The sequence below is a fragment of the Paeniglutamicibacter sp. Y32M11 genome, from assembly GCF_019285735.1.
Lineage (GTDB): Bacteria > Actinomycetota > Actinomycetes > Actinomycetales > Micrococcaceae > Paeniglutamicibacter.
In genome coordinates, this window is sequence record NZ_CP079107.1 from 639,958 (window position 1) to 654,543 (window position 14,586).

The following is a 14,586-nucleotide window of genomic DNA, read 5'->3' on the forward strand; positions in this document are numbered from 1 at the left end:
GCAGGTCTGGATAGACCAAGAGCAAAACGCCCATGGTGATCTGCAATACACCCCCTACTTTGACATTTCACCTGCGAAAAGCAACCATTTTGTAGCGGCATTCGCGGGAAGGCTATTCCCTCGGCCGCGCCGCCTGCTTAAGGACATTGCTTGTGAGCTCCCTGCCCGAAGAAACCGCAACGGCTCCTTGGCGACCCAAACGGCTGTGGGTGCCATGGTGGGCGGCACTGCTATTGGGCGGGGCTATCGGGGCAACCATGACATTGCTTCGGGCCTACAAGGCCTTTGTCATCCCCGGAGCGATAGCCTTAGGGCTCATCATCGTCGTAATCAGCGTCGCCACGATCCTGCGCCGTCAGACTCACTCCGAAGCTCTCCAGCCTCCACTGTCCATCTCCTATGTGATGTGGATCGTCTTGCTGATATTTCTGGTGGGCCCCGCTCAGGTGGTGTTGTTGCCGTCGAATCCACAGGAGATCGTCATCAAGGCGCTGGTATTGACCGTAGGGATCTCGATCTGCATCTACGGGGCCGATCGATCGCTGTTTTCCTCCTTCGTTAAGCCGAAAGTCCGCCTCGACGAGGCCTAATGCTTGACTTTCCATCATGGAAAGATAAGACTTTCCGCAACGGAAAGTAGGATTCAAGATGTCGGACCAGCACCCCTCGCTTCATCCTTCCGAAGCACTCAAGAACCTCGCTGAGGTTGAGCTTGCCTCGATTTCCATGGCCGAAAGAGCCGAACCATCGCGCCCTTTTATGATCGCCTTGGTGGCGATCATCTCCACCGTGATGGCTCTGATTCACGCTGTTCCGTGGGGTGTTTCACTGTCGATATTCGGTCTGGGTATCCCGCTGGGCATCTGGTACTTCATGACCATGCGCATGCGGCCAAAATCTCGAACTATTCTCAGCCACTCCGGGCCCTATATGCGTTACGCGCTGCTGATGATGCTGATAACGCAGGTGGGAAGATTCTGGGAGGCGCATCTTTGGTGGGAAATCGGGGCGAAGTGGATAGTGGTGTTCGTCCTGTTGTACTTCTGCATCTCTCGCATGCGAAGTGCTGCCATTAAGAATCGAGTCAAGGACGCCAATGAGCACTCCGTCTAATGCTCCGAAATTTGATGACCTGATTCATGCTCCGGCGCGGCTGCGTATTTGCGCCAGCCTGGCGCCGGTTCAGTGGGCGGAATTTGCCCAGCTGCGCGCCGCGTTGGCAGTGGCCGACTCGGTACTCAGTAAGCACCTGAAGCAGCTGGCCGATGCCGGCTATGTCGAGATCGAGCGATTCTCCAAGGCGGGGCGCAGTCATGTTCGTGCCTCACTGACTCTCGCCGGACGAAGCGCCTATGTGGGGCACGTTGCTGCGTTACGCGACATGCTCGAAAACCAGGGGTAAAAAGACAAGCGATCTTGACTGTAAGCGACACCACAAATAGCATGTAGGGCAACAGTTGTTTCATGTGAAGCAACAATCACTGTTCGGTTCACGCCGAAGCCGGAAACCCCTAGGGAGCAAAACGTGCAAGAAATCCGTGTTGAAGAAAACGGAAACATCGGCCCGATTGATGCCTCGCAGATCCCGCGCTACGCGGGGCTGGGAACCTACGCACGGCTCCCGCGCCTTGACCAGGTAACTGCGGCCGACATTAAACTTGTGGGTGTTCCTTTTGACTCCGGTGTTTCCTACCGCCCGGGGGCGCGTTTCGGATCCACCCACATCCGCGAATCATCCAGGTTGCTGCGCCCCTACAACCCGGCGCTGAATGTCTCGCCCTTCGCCGTGGCCCAGGTGGCCGACGCCGGAGACATGGCCGTGAACCCGTTTAACATCAACGAAGCCATCGAAACCATCCAGCAAAACGCGCTGGATCTCACCGCCGACGGCGCCAGCTTGGTGACCCTGGGTGGAGACCACACCATTGCCCTACCCCTGCTCCGTGCGGCCAGCGAACGCGCCGGAGCGCCGGTGGCCATGCTGCACTTCGACGCGCACCTGGACACCTGGGATACCTATTTCGGAGCCGAATACACCCACGGCACCCCCTTCCGCCGCGCGGTGGAAGAGGGCATTCTCGATACCGAAGCGATCTCCCACGTAGGAACCCGTGGCCCGCTCTACGGCAAGAAAGACCTCGAAGACGACAAACGCTTCGGCTTCGGCATCGTCACCAGCTCGGATGTCTACTACCAAGGCGTGCGAGAAATCGTTGACAAGCTGCGCGACCGGATCGGTAACCGTCCGCTCTACATCTCGGTAGATATCGATGTGCTCGACCCCGCCCACGCTCCGGGCACCGGAACTCCCGAAGCCGGAGGCATCACCAGCCGCGAGCTGCTCGAGATTATCCGCGGTCTGCGCGGACTGAACATTGTCGGCGCGGACATCGTGGAGGTTTCACCGGCCTACGACCACGCCGAGATGACCGGCGTCGCCGCATCGCACGTCGCCTACGACCTCATCTCATTAATTGCTGATAAGCGCGCCAGCGACCAGCGCGCCAAAGACCTAGCGAACGAGGCATGAGCCAGGTGAATCAGCCAGAAGCTGCGCAACGCAATGGCGGGGATCTGGTCATCGAGACGCTTGAAGCACTGGGATCCACCACGGTTTTTGGCATCCCCGGGCAGCACGCACTGGGTCTTTTTGACGCGCTTTCCCGCTCAAAGCTGCACTTCGTTTCCTCGCGAGTGGAGAACAACTCGGCCTTCGCAGCAGACGGCTATTCTCGTGCCACCGGCGAGGTGGGAGTGCTCTTCCTTTCCACCGGCCCCGGTGCGCTGACCTCTCTGGCCGGGCTTCAGGAAGCCTATGCCACGAGTGTGCCCATGGTGGTGGTGGCCAGTCAGATCCCGCTGGACGGACTTGGCGCCAGGCGCAAGGGCATGCTGCATCAGCTTGATGATCAGAAGGCCTCGGCCGCCAACGTCACCAAGTCTCAACGCACCGTGCACCACGCCTCGGGGATTCCATCGGCCATCCAGGATGCCTGGGCCGACGCGATCACCGTCCCGCAAGGTCCGGTCTGGGTTGAAGTTCCGCAGGACGTGCTGCTGGCACCGGTTTTGGTGCCGCCGGTTGTTGATGCCCTGGCCGAGGCCTATGAACACCCGCCGCGCCTTGAGCTTATTAACGAGGCGGTGCGCTGGCTGGCCGAGGCCAGCCGCCCGGTGATCGTGGCCGGCGGAGGAGTGCGCCGGGCCGGGGCCAAGGACGCATTACTGGCCGTGGCCGAGGCCCTGGGCGCACCGGTGGTGTGCTCGCCCGGAGGCAACGGCGCCTTCCCCTGGAATCATCCGCTGTCCCTGCAATCATGGGTCGAGGACCGGCATGTGACCGAGGTTCTCGAAGACGCCGACGTGCTGATCGTTGTGGGTTCGGCCCTCGGCGAGGTCACCAGCAACTACTTCACCCTTGAACCGCGCGGGCACCTGATCCAGATTGATGCCGAACCGCGGGTCCTCGAATCCAACCGTCCGGCCCTGGGCATTCGAGCCGATGCGAAGGCTGCCCTGGAATACCTGGGCGAAGCACTGGGAACCTTCGAAGGCGCCGTCGCGGCGGACTGGCACGGACACAGCCCGGAAAACGTTGTTGCCGAGACCTTGGCCAAGGTCATGGCACGGCTTGACACCCAGGACCTGGCCAAGGAACGCACCTTCATGGCCGACATCCGCGCCGCTGTGCCCGATTACATGCAGACGTTCTGGGATATGACGATTTCCGCCTACTGGGGTTGGAGCTGCTGGGATGCCCGGCAGGGTGAATTCCATTCCGCACAGGGAGCCGGTGGACTCGGCTTCGGCTTCCCCTCGGCCATCGGCGGGGCCTTGGGCCTTCAGGTCGCCGGTAAGACCCCGGCGCAGGCTCGTGTGCTGGCCGTTTCCGGTGACGGATCGGCCATGTACTCAATTGCCGAACTGGCCACCGCCAAGCAACACAACGCACCTGTCACCTGGCTGATCGTTGATGACGGTGGCTACGGAATTCTGCGCGAATACATGGTCGGTGCCTTCGGCAAGGCCACTGCCACCGAGCTGGCGCGGCCAGACTTCGTGGCCCTGGCGCAGTCCTTCGGAATTCCCGCCCGGTACGTGGAGCCAGAAAACGTGGGAGCTGCGCTGAGCGAATCATTCAGCGCCCAGGGCCCCAACGTGGTGGTGGTCCAGACGTTGCTGAAAATGTTTGCCCCCACGCATCTGGAGTAGCCACACCCCCATGAAGCCTCGGGCCCTGAGGACGATATCAATCGTCCTCAGGGCCCGAGGCTTTTGCGCTTAACGTTGCGCGCGACTCCACCTCGTTAAGGCATCCTCGTGACGTGGGCCTTCAGGGCGTCGCGTACAAACGATGCGCCCTCACTCCCGCCGTAGTTCACGGCGAAGCGCTCGTCGGCAACATACATCTCTGCCAGACCGAGGACATAGGCCTTGGTGCCGTCCGCAGAGCCCGCGGGGGTTCCCGGGATGCTGGTTAACCACTGAACATGGCGCGCTGCCAGATCCTGGGCCTGCGGTGAATCCGGGGAGATCGCTGGGTCCTTGGCCGCGGCCATCCAGTCACTATTCAGTTCCTGGAGTTGGCGCTTCCATTGAGCCTGTCCGTCCTTGCCCAACCCACGCCACCAGGAGTCCGAACGCGCGTAGGCGTCCTTGCCCCAGCGCTGTTCAACTTCCTCCTGATGGACCGTGTGGTCAAAACCGTCAAACATGTCCTCGGCCATGAGCTTTCCTTTTCCTTGCAATGAGTTGATGGTGTGCTGAACGGCGGTAATCTGCCGTGCCAAACGCTGCTGTTCGGCACGCAACAGGGACAGATGAGTTGTTAATGCCGAAGCCTCACCCGTTTGGACCTCGATGATCTGGGCTATCTGCGGCAAGCCGAGTCCCAACTCGCGCAGCAGTAGGACGCGCTGGAGCCGGATGAGGGTGGATTCGTCGTAGTACCTGTAACCGTTGTGCCCGATCCTGCTGGGTGGCAACAGGCCGATGTCGTCGTAGTGGCGCAGCGTGCGGCTGGTGGTGCCTGCGAGCTTGGCAACCTGTTGAATCGAACGTTCCATGGAGCCAACGATAAAGCTTGACGCTGCGTCAATGTCAACGTTCGCCGACTCCTGCTTGACCGGGTGCCTGGGCCCGAGAGTATTCCATGATCGGTCCGCCGCGGTGCCGACACCGCGCCGAAAGACTTAGCGGGCCGCCTCGGGATCCGCTGGCGCCTTCTCCCGGCGTTCGCGAATCAGATCCTTATTGCGCACCAACCGCAAGACCGTGACCAGCAGCAATCCTCCGAGAATGTTGAACAGTAGCGCATAGCCAAACCAGCCCAGCCAATCTAGGTAGTCCAACTGCACCCCGGCATGGATCGCGCCAAAAATAAAGAACGAGTCAAGGACCGAATGGAACAGTTGCAGCCCCACGAGCAGGAACCCATCGGCGACGGCGACGGCCATCTTCGCTACATCCGAGTCGGTTCCCAGTTGCATGCGAGTCATTAGGGTGATGGTGCTTCCCGCCAATATGGCTAAACACATCGATTGCGGCGTGAATCCAGCCTCCACAAAGTGCAGCGCGGATGATTCCAGCTCGGGCTTCCATTGAGGAAAAGCCTGCACCACAATCCACATGAACACCCATCCGCCCACCAGGTTCATCACCAGTGTGCCGCCCCAGAGCTTGAGCAGCTGGCTCACACTGGCTTCCTTGGCGACCACCGCGGTGATCGGCACCAGAAAACCCTCGGTGAACAGCTCGCTCTTGGCCAACAACAAGGCGATCATCCCGATGCCGAAGGCGAGCCCCGCCAGCAGGTAGTTGTGGGTTTCGTGCATGACCGCCAAATAGGCCATGATGCCGACGCCGACCTCCAGTCCGCCGAAGGTTCCCGTCACCAGAACCGTGGTCCAGGAACGGGACAGACGTTGGGCTCCCTCTTCGACGATACGGTCGAAGGCTTCCTCAATCTCCTCCTCCACCGGGGCACTGTTATCTCCTAGCTGTCGTCGACGTGCATCATCAGTCATCGTTCCAACCTTCCACAGCGTCGAGTCATCGAGGTTTCAGCCGGATCCGCGAGTGAAGGACCTCAGTGATCAAAGAATGGCATCACTTCGCGGAATCGTCCATATCAGCCCGCCGAAAGGGCAACTGGCAAAAAACTATCTTTCGTTGATCTGTGGCACGCCGTGTTCCCGAGCGCACGCAACAACGGCATGCGCCCGTCGAATGAGTGTCGCCTGTGTAAGAAGATTCCGTGACACCAATTCGTTGCAACTTCTGCGTCACTGGGACGATGGTGCTCATGCGACTTATCCTCATTCGACACGGCCAGACCACCTCGAACACCGGACGCCATCTGGACACCGCAGCGCCGGGCGCGAGCCTCACCGACCTCGGTCGCGAACAGGCCCAGGCGCTGCCGGCAGCCTTGGCCGGCGCCAACATCGAGGCGATTTACGCCTCCACGCTACGTCGCACCCAACAGACGGCCGCGCCGCTCGCGGTAGCGCTGGGCCTTGAGGTAATTGTGCGTGCCGGGCTGCGGGAAATTTCGGCCGGCGACTTGGAGATGGCCAATGATGAGGCCTCCATCGAGACGTACCTCTCGGTCACGCTGGGGTGGGCCGATGGGGTGCTGGAGACCATGGTCACCGGAGCCGGAGAGGATGGGATGGCGGTCCTAGGGAGGTTCGACGACGTTGTAAGCGAGGTCGTGGCCTCGGGCATCGGCACCGCGGTCCTGGTGACACACGGGGCCATGATCCGGGCCTGGGCAGGAGCCCGATGCGGAAATCTCCCCGAGGGATTTGCCACCCTGAACGCCGTTTCCAATACCGGTGTCGTTGTGGTGGAGGGAACTCCGGGGAACTGGCGTGCCGAGAGCTGGCAGGAACAGGCCCTGGGGGACCCGGGCTGGCGGATGCGGCCGCTGATGGCGCGGCCGCCGAGGTTCTGGCGCGGGACTGATGCGGTAGACAGGGGAAGAACATTTCGCGGGCATCGCCAAGCCCGCATGGTCGACCAAAAAGCTTCGGGCCGGCGGGACCCTGAAAAGGATCCCGCCGGCCCGAAGCCGGAAAGCTGATTCGTGCGCCGCTGCTAGCGCAGCACCACCGTGCGGTTGTCGTAGAGGAACACGCGTCCCTCGGCGTGCCACTTCACCGCGTTGGACAGTGCCTTGCATTCGGTGTCGCGCCCGGCGGCCACCAGATCCGCGGGGAGTAGGTGTGGTCGACGTCCTGGACCTGCTGGGAGATGATTGGTCCCTCGTCGAGCTCGGCGTTGACGTAGTGAGCTGTCGCGCCCACGGTCTTGACCCCACGGTCCCAGGCCTGGTGGTACGGCTTGGCGCCCTTGAAGGACGGCAGGAAGGAGTGGTGGATGTTGATCGTTTTGCCGGTGAGCTTGCGGCTAAGATCGTCGCTGAGCACCTGCATGTAGCGGGCCAGCACCACCAGTTCCACGTCGAACTGGTTGATGAGCTCGAGCAGCTTGGCCTCGGCGACCGGCTTGGTCTCCGCGGTGACTGGCACGTGGAAGAAGGGCACGTTGTGCCATTCGGCGAGGCCCTGGTGGTCGGTGTGGTTGGAGACCACGGCCACCACGTCGATGGGCAGTTCGCCCAACCGTGCCCGGTGCAGCAGGTCATTGAGGCAGTGGTCGAACTTGGAGACCATGATCAGCACGCGCTTCTTGGTGCCCTTGGGATTCAGCGTCCAGGTGATGCCGTATTCCTCGGCCAGGGGCGCAAATTCGGCGCGCATGCGCTCGGTCAGTTCGGGATCATCGCTCCCGGCAACATCAACGCGCATAAAAAACTGTCCGGCCCGACGGTCACCGAAATGCTTAAGCTCGACGATGTCACGACCCTGTGCAAGGAGGAACCCGGTAACAGCGTGGACGATGCCCGGTCGTTCTGGGCAGGCGACAGTGAGAACATGTTCAATTTCATTGTGGATTTCCATGTGTGGCACTCCGTTAGATCCGTGAAGGGGCAAGCCACAGTGGGCCGCGATAAAAGTGGATAGCCATCTATCCGCAACAACATTTTATGGGCATGGGAGCAGCCGCTCACCGGATTTGGTGAGACGATTTTCCTCCCGATGGTGCTTATTTCCATATTAGTGGGCGGCCCGACGCGATGCTCGGCACAGGCCGCCCACTGTCTTGGTGCAGTGGAACTGGGGCTAAACGATGGGATCGGAAGCAAATTCCGCCATCGCGTCAAGCAGCCAGCGTGCGGTGTAGTCGGCGAAGGATGCCCGCGGAAGCAACCGGAAGGTGTCTTCGGCGCTCTTCCACAACAGTACTGGCACCGGGCCGAGCACCGTGGTGATTGCGGTTCCCACCCCGAAGCTGCGCGGATGTAGGTCCGCCGGGCAGCCCTTCTCCAGCACGAGCCGGGCGCTGGGGCCCGCCAGCTCGATGAGCGTCCGGTTGGCCGAGAGGTCTACGACCTGACCCGGGGCCTGTCCCAGCGCCCGAAGCAAGTCGTCAAGCAGCTCGGTGCCATCCGGTGCCACCAATAAGAATTCGTCCGGGCCGTTCCACAGCACCGCTGTGCCATCTGCATTCCCTGCGACTTGGCCCACCGCTGCGGGTAGGCCCACACCGGTGGTCGCGGCCAAGGCCGCGTGGGCCTCGGTTCCCGGCTCGGCGCGCAGGCCGATCTGGGTCATGAAGGCGATCTCGCGAACGCTCACGCCCCGCTCACCTAGCACCGCGCCCTGTTCAAGCGCGGATTCGAGGTGCGCCAACGGGCTGGTGCGCAATACGGAAATATCGGTCAAAACCTGCTCAGCCATCTCGACGGCTCCCTTCGGAATCAAAAAGTACGGTTTCGCCCACGACGACGTCGACCAGCTTGCCATCGACGTACGCCTGCAGTTCCTCGCCGATGCGGTTTCGGCCATTGGTTATGAGCGCCATGGCGAAGCTGCGGCCCAGCGCGGGGGAGTGGTAGCTGGAGGTGACATAACCCTGCATCTTCACCGGAGCAATTTCCGGGGTGATGGGGGTTCCGGCATTCACCAGCTGGGTGCCCTCGGGCAGGCGGAACGACTTGTCCGCCGGCAGCACGGTGACCAGTTGCTTGCGGTCCTCGCGCTGGTTGTCCACACGGTCGAAGGAACGCTTGCCCACAAAGTCCTTGACCTTGGAGACGACCCATTCCATCGAGGCGTCCTGCGGGGTCACCGTGCCGTCGGTGTCCTGCCCGACGATGATGAAGCCCTTTTCGGCGCGCAGTACGTGCATGGTTTCGGTGCCGTAGGGGGTGATGTTGAATTCCTCCCCGGCCGCAGCCACGTCCTCCCAGACCTTCAGGCCGTACCAGGACGGCACGTTGATCTCGTAGGCGAGTTCGCCGGAGAAGGAGATGCGGCAGACCCGGGCGGCGATACCCGAGGCCAGCACGGTCTCCTTGAAGGCCATAAACGGGAAGGACTCATTGTCCAGGTCCAGCTCCGGGGCGAGCTTGGCCAGCACGGCGCGGGATTTGGGTCCCACCACGGCGACGGTCGAAACCTGCTCGGTGACCGAGGTGCACTTCACGTCGAGTTCCGGCCATTCGGTCTGCAGCCATTCCTCCAACCAGTCCAGTACCTTGGCGGCACCGCCGGTGGTGGTGGTCATGAAGAACCGGTCCTCGTCCAGGCGCAGCGTCACCCCGTCGTCGAAGATCATGCCGTCCGCTCCGCACATGAGCCCGTAGCGGGCCAGCCCGGGCTTAAGTTTCTTGAACGCGTTGGTGTACATGCGGTTCAGGAATTCGCCGGCATCCTTCCCGCGGATCTCGATCTTGCCCAGGGTGCTGGCGTCCATGAAGCCCACCGAATCGCGCACCGCCTTGGACTCGCGGTAGACCGCGGTGTCCATGTCTTCGCCCGCCAACGGGTAGTACCAGGGACGCTTCCACTGTCCGACGTCCTCGAACAGAGCACCGCGGTCCACATGCCACGGGTGCATGCTGGTCAGCCGGGCCGGGTCAAAGAGCTCCCCGCGTTCGCGCCCGGCCAGCGCCGCGAAGGCCACCGGGGTGTAGGGAGCACGGAACGCGGTGGTGCCGATGCCCGCCACGTCGGTGGTGCCCAGGGCGGCGGCGATCACGCCGATGGCATTGACCCCGCTGGTCTTGCCCTGATCGTTCGCGGTGGAGATGGAGGTGTAGCGCTTCACGTGCTCCACCGAGCGCATGCCCGCACCGGTGGACCGCAGCACGTCCGCGACCGTCTGGTCGCGCTGGAAGTCCACGAAGTGGTTCTTGTAGTCTGCCGATTCGCCGGCCAGGGATGGCACCAGCCACAGCGCGCGGGACTCACCGGGGGTTTCCACCGGTGCGCTGGGCACCGTGGCGGTGGTGCTGAATCCTGCGGCGGTGGCTGCGTCGGCCCCGGCGCGGGCGCCTTCGGCCAATGCGGAGGCCAGCTCGAAGCGACCATTCATCGCACCGGCGGTTTGCTGGTTGGCCACCGGGTGTGCCGGGATAAAGGCGGAGATCGCTTCGTTCCAGCCCAGCCGGCGTTCGCGCTGGGAGTGCAGGTGCACCACCGGGTTCCAGCCGCCGGAGACGGCCAATACCTCTGTCTCGATTATCTCGGGGTCCCCGGTCAGTACACCGGCGGCATCGATGCCGCTGACGCTCACCGAGGCCAGGGACCCGTCGGGCCCGGCGGTGGTGTCGGCGATGACCGAACCCAGGATGATGCGCACGCCGCGGGCCGAAACCTCGGTGGCGCGGATCGAGGGTTCGGAGCGTGCATCAACCACGGCAACCGCGGTGGTGCCGGTGGCCAGTAGGTCCTCAACCAGGGCGTAGGCCGAGTCGTTGGTGGTGGCCACGACGATGTTGCTGCCCACCTGTACGCCGTAGCGGTTCAGGTAGGTGCGGGCGGCGCCGGCCATCATGATGCCCGGGCGGTCGTTGTTCTCAAAGACCAGCGGGCGTTCGTGCGCGCCGGTGGCCAACACCACCTGCTTGGCTCGGATGTGCCAGATGCGTTCGCGGGAAACCCCCGCGCCCACCTCCCCACTCAGGTGATCGGTGCGGCGCTGGAGGGCAACAAAGTAGTTGGCGTCATAGCTACCAAAGGCGGTGCTGCGTGAGAGGTAGGTGAACTCCTCGGCACCGTCCAGCGCCTCGCGGGTCTCGGCGATCCACTGTGCTGCGGGCTTCCCGTCGATGCTCTCTTTGGAGGCCGAAAGCAGCGAACCGCCTGCCTCGGGCTGCTCGTCGATGAGGATGACGCGGGCACCGGAGGCCGCTGCCTCGCGGGCCGCGGCCAGCCCGGCGGGACCCGCTCCGATGATGAGCACATCGGTGTGCACGTGCTTGCGGTCGTAGATGGCCGAATCGGTGCGTGGATCCAGCTGACCCAGCCCCTGCAACAGGGATACGTCCATGCCGTCGGTGAGTTCCACCGTGGTGGCAGGCAGCATTGATTCGTTCACGTGTCCGGCCCAGCGGGCGCCGATCTTGACCAGCGCGTTGGATTCTTCGACGCCGGCCGAGACGATGCCGCGGGGGCGCCCCAGGTACAGCGAGTCGCCGCAGGCCCGCACTCCGGCTCCCAGCATGGCCGAGGCGACGGTGTCCCCGGCAAAGCCGGTGTAGGAGGTGCCGTCCACGGTGAAGGTCAGCGCGCGGGTGCGGTCGATGCGGGCCGAGGTTGTAACGTCGGCGCCGAGTCGGTGCGAAGAGGTGGGGCTCACTTGGTTCCTCCCTGTGCCGGGGCGTTGGTGGTCTTGATGGGTTGTGGCTCGCCGGGCTTGTAGACGGCCTTGAATTCATAGCTCACGGTGTCGCGCACCGCGTTGAACCAGCGGCGGCAGCCGCTGGAGTGCACCCAGCGTTCGGCGAAGAGCCCCTTGGGGTTCTGCCGGTAAAACAGGTAGTGCGACCATTCCTTGTCGCTGAGGCTTGCCGGATCTTCGGGGTAGGCCACGTGGGCCTGGCCGCCGTAGTGGTATTCGGTCTCGTTTCGGGGCCCACACCAGGGGCATTCGATGAGCATCATGTTCTGTGGTTCCCGTCTCTAGTGGGCCACGGCTGCGGCGCCGTGTTCGTCGATGAGGTGGCCGGTTTCGAAGCGCTCGATGGAGAATGCAGCATTAAGCGGGTGCGGTTCGTCGGTGGCGATGGTGTGGGCGAAGGTGAAACCGGCACCCGGGGTGCCCTTGAATCCGCCGGTTCCCCAACCACAGTTCACATAGAGCTGGTCGATCGGGGTCTTGGAGACGATCGGGGAGGCATCCATGGTGGTGTCCACGATGCCGCCCCAGGTACGCAAAACATGCGCCCGGGCGAAGATCGGGAAGAGTTCCACGGCAGCTGCCATCTGTTCCTCGATCACGTGGAAGGCGCCGCGCTGACCGTAGCCGTTGTAGCTGTCGATGCCCGCGCCCATGACCAATTCGCCCTTGTGTGCCTGGGAGACGTAGACGTGCACGTGGTTGGACATGACCACCGTCGGGTGGACCGGTTCGTGCAGTTCGGAGACCAGTGCCTGCAGTGGGTGGGACTGGATGGGCAGGTCGAATCCGGCCTGCTCGGCGAGTACCGAGGAATGCCCGGCCCCGCATAGGGCGACCTTGCCGGCATTGATGGTGCCGCGGTTGGTCTTGACGCCGGTGACCCTGTTGCCGTCCTTGATAAATCCGGTGACTTCGCAGTTCTGGATGATGTCCACGCCCATTTCGTCACACTTTCGGGCGAAGGCCCAGGCGACATGGTCGTGCTTGGCGATGCCCGCACGCGGTTGGTAGGTAGCACCCAATACCGGGTAGCGGATGTCGTCCCCGATGTTGATGATCGGGCACAGTTCCTTGACCTGCTCGGGGGTGATCCATTCGGCGTCGACGCCGTTGAGCTGGTTGGCCCCGACCCGGCGCATCGATTCACGCACGTCGCCCAGGGTGTGGGCGAGGTTCATGACCCCGCGCTGGGAGAAGAGGAAGTCGTATTCCAGTTCCTCGGGCAGTTGCTCCCAGAGCTTCAGGGAGTGCTCGTAGATGCCGGCGGATTCATCCCACAGGTAGTTGGAGCGAATGATGGTGGTATTGCGGGCCATGTTGCCGCCGGCCAGCCAGCCGCGCTCGAGCACGGCGATATTTGTCATGCCGTGGTTTTTGGCCAGGTAGTAGGCGGTGGCCAAGCCATGCCCGCCGCCACCGACGATGACCGCATCGTAGGAGGACTTGGGATCGGGGTTGCGCCAGAGGAAATCGGGGTGCTCGGGGAGAACATCAGCCATGGTCCTATGCTCCAATCGGGGCGAGGTTCGGGTACAGCGGGTGGGCGTTCGCCAGGGCATGCACACGGTCCTTCAGGGCCGCGAGGGTAGCCTCGTTGTTCTCCTGCGTGCCAGCGATGAGGGTCTCGGCAATGATGTCCGCGACCTCCACAAACGCTGCCTCGGAGAAACCACGGGTCGCCAGTGCCGGGGTGCCAATACGCAACCCCGAGGTGACCATCGGCGGACGCGGATCAAAGGGAACCGCATTACGGTTCACCGTGATCTCGACCTTCGCCAACAGATCTTCACCCTGCTGCCCATCCAGCTCCGAATGACGCAAATCCACCAGCACCAGGTGCACATCGGTGCCACCGGTAAGCACCGAAATGCCGACCGCAGCAACATCCGGAGCACCCAAACGCTCGGCCAGAATGTGCGCACCGGCCAGCGTACGGACCTGACGATCCTTGAACTCCTCGGACGCGGCGATCTTAAACGCCACGGCCTTACCGGCAATCACATGCTCCAACGGGCCACCCTGCTGACCGGGGAACACCGCAGAATTAATCTTCTTGGCGATATCCGCATCGTTGGTCAGGATGATCCCGCCACGCGGACCGGCCAGCGTCTTATGCGTGGTGGAGGACACCACGTGAGCGTGCGGCACCGGTGAGGGGTGCAGCCCGGCGGCAACCAACCCGGCGAAGTGAGCCATGTCCACAAACAGGTACGCACCGACCTTGTCGGCAATCGCACGGAAGCGTTCGAAGTCCAACTGCCGCGGGTACGCGGACCAGCCGGCAACAATCATCTTCGGGGAGTGCTCAATGGCCAGGGCTTCGACCTTGTCCATGTCCACCACCAGGGTGTCCTCTTCCACGCCGTACGGGACGATGTTGTAGAGGCGGCCGGAGAAGTTGATCTTCATGCCGTGGGTCAGGTGACCACCGTGCGCCAGGTTCAGGCCCATGATGGTGTCACCCGGACGGATCAGCGCGTGCATCACCGAGGCGTTAGCCTGGGCGCCGGAGTGCGGCTGCACGTTCGCGTATTCGGCACCGAAGAGGGCTTTGACCCGCTCGAGGGCCAGGGTTTCCACCACGTCGACCTCTTCGCAGCCACCGTAGTAGCGGCGTCCCGGGTATCCCTCGGCGTACTTGTTGGTCAGCACCGAACCCTGCGCCTGCATCACGGCCAGGGCCGTGTGGTTCTCCGAGGCGATCATTTCCAGGCCACGCTGCTGGCGAGCCAGTTCGGCGTCGATCCGCTCCGCAATCTCCGGATCCAGGGTGTTAATGCTCTCGGTTAGCGTTGACTCGACAAGTGTGGTGTTCAGGGCCGTCATCCAGCA

General features: G+C 62.8%; 13 protein-coding genes and 1 pseudogene. 6 read left to right on the plus strand and 8 right to left on the minus strand.

All coding sequences use genetic code 11. The annotated features are described in order from the left end of the window. Window positions 1–152: 152 nt before the first annotated feature. From KUF55_RS02860 to KUF55_RS02880, 5 genes are all read left to right on the plus strand, one after another. On the plus strand, window positions 153–590 hold the full coding sequence (locus KUF55_RS02860) for a hypothetical protein (protein ID WP_218817934.1): 438 nt from the start codon (window positions 153–155) through the stop codon (window positions 588–590). Between the two features lie 58 nt (window positions 591–648). Next, the gene (locus KUF55_RS02865) at window positions 649–1,113 is read left to right on the plus strand and encodes a hypothetical protein (RefSeq protein WP_218817935.1); all 465 of its coding nucleotides are present in this window, start codon (window positions 649–651) and stop codon (window positions 1,111–1,113) included. Next, window positions 1,097–1,402, plus strand: a complete 306-nt coding sequence (locus tag KUF55_RS02870) for a transcriptional regulator (RefSeq protein ID WP_132362347.1) — start codon at window positions 1,097–1,099, stop codon at window positions 1,400–1,402. Before KUF55_RS02865 ends, KUF55_RS02870 begins: the two co-directional genes overlap by 17 nt. A 123-nt stretch (window positions 1,403–1,525) precedes the next feature. After that, on the plus strand, window positions 1,526–2,530 hold the full coding sequence (speB, locus tag KUF55_RS02875; RefSeq protein ID WP_132362345.1) for an agmatinase: 1,005 nt from the start codon (window positions 1,526–1,528) through the stop codon (window positions 2,528–2,530). After that, entirely contained in the window at window positions 2,527–4,212 is a 1,686-nt protein-coding gene (locus KUF55_RS02880; RefSeq protein WP_132362343.1) for a thiamine pyrophosphate-binding protein, read from the plus strand. Before speB ends, KUF55_RS02880 begins: the two co-directional genes overlap by 4 nt. Window positions 4,213–4,307: 95 nt before the next feature. Here the strand turns inward: KUF55_RS02880 and KUF55_RS02885 are convergent, their stop codons facing one another. Together KUF55_RS02885 and KUF55_RS02890 are read right to left on the minus strand one after the other, a co-directional pair. Continuing rightward, on the minus strand, window positions 4,308–5,066 hold the full coding sequence (locus tag KUF55_RS02885) for a MerR family transcriptional regulator (RefSeq protein WP_218817936.1): 759 nt from the start codon (window positions 5,064–5,066) through the stop codon (window positions 4,308–4,310). A gap of 126 nt (window positions 5,067–5,192) precedes the next feature. Beyond that, window positions 5,193–6,026 carry a formate/nitrite transporter family protein gene (locus KUF55_RS02890; RefSeq protein WP_218817937.1) on the minus strand — a complete coding sequence of 278 codons (834 nt, stop codon included), beginning with the start codon at window positions 6,024–6,026 and terminating at the stop codon, window positions 5,193–5,195. A 278-nt stretch (window positions 6,027–6,304) separates the two neighbouring features. Here KUF55_RS02890 and KUF55_RS02895 point away from each other — a divergent pair, with 278 nt between their 5' ends. Beyond that, window positions 6,305–7,087: a histidine phosphatase family protein gene (locus tag KUF55_RS02895; protein WP_255557259.1), complete on the plus strand. Its 783-nt coding sequence runs from the start codon at window positions 6,305–6,307 to the stop codon at window positions 7,085–7,087. 14 nt (window positions 7,088–7,101) lie between these two features. Here the strand turns inward: KUF55_RS02895 and purU are convergent. The 6 genes and pseudogenes from purU to glyA form a co-directional block, all read right to left on the minus strand. Further along, window positions 7,102–7,967, minus strand: a pseudogene (purU, locus tag KUF55_RS02900) (formyltetrahydrofolate deformylase). Window positions 7,968–8,189: 222 nt separating this feature from the next. Further along, entirely contained in the window at window positions 8,190–8,807 is a 618-nt protein-coding gene (locus tag KUF55_RS02905) for a sarcosine oxidase subunit gamma (protein WP_132362333.1), read from the minus strand. After that, window positions 8,800–11,712, minus strand: a complete 2,913-nt coding sequence (locus KUF55_RS02910; protein ID WP_218817938.1) for a sarcosine oxidase subunit alpha family protein — start codon at window positions 11,710–11,712, stop codon at window positions 8,800–8,802. The genes KUF55_RS02905 and KUF55_RS02910 overlap by 8 nt, the downstream gene beginning before the upstream one ends. After that, a complete protein-coding gene (locus KUF55_RS02915; protein ID WP_132362329.1) occupies window positions 11,709–12,017 on the minus strand; it encodes a sarcosine oxidase subunit delta in 309 nt (102 codons plus the stop codon). The genes KUF55_RS02910 and KUF55_RS02915 overlap by 4 nt, the downstream gene beginning before the upstream one ends. A gap of 18 nt (window positions 12,018–12,035) precedes the next feature. Further along, complete coding sequence (locus KUF55_RS02920; RefSeq protein ID WP_132362327.1) at window positions 12,036–13,253, minus strand: sarcosine oxidase subunit beta family protein; 1,218 nt, start codon at window positions 13,251–13,253, stop codon at window positions 12,036–12,038. Window positions 13,254–13,257: 4 nt separating this feature from the next. Continuing rightward, window positions 13,258–14,580, minus strand: a complete 1,323-nt coding sequence (gene glyA, locus KUF55_RS02925) for a serine hydroxymethyltransferase (protein ID WP_132362325.1) — start codon at window positions 14,578–14,580, stop codon at window positions 13,258–13,260. Window positions 14,581–14,586 lie beyond the last annotated feature (6 nt).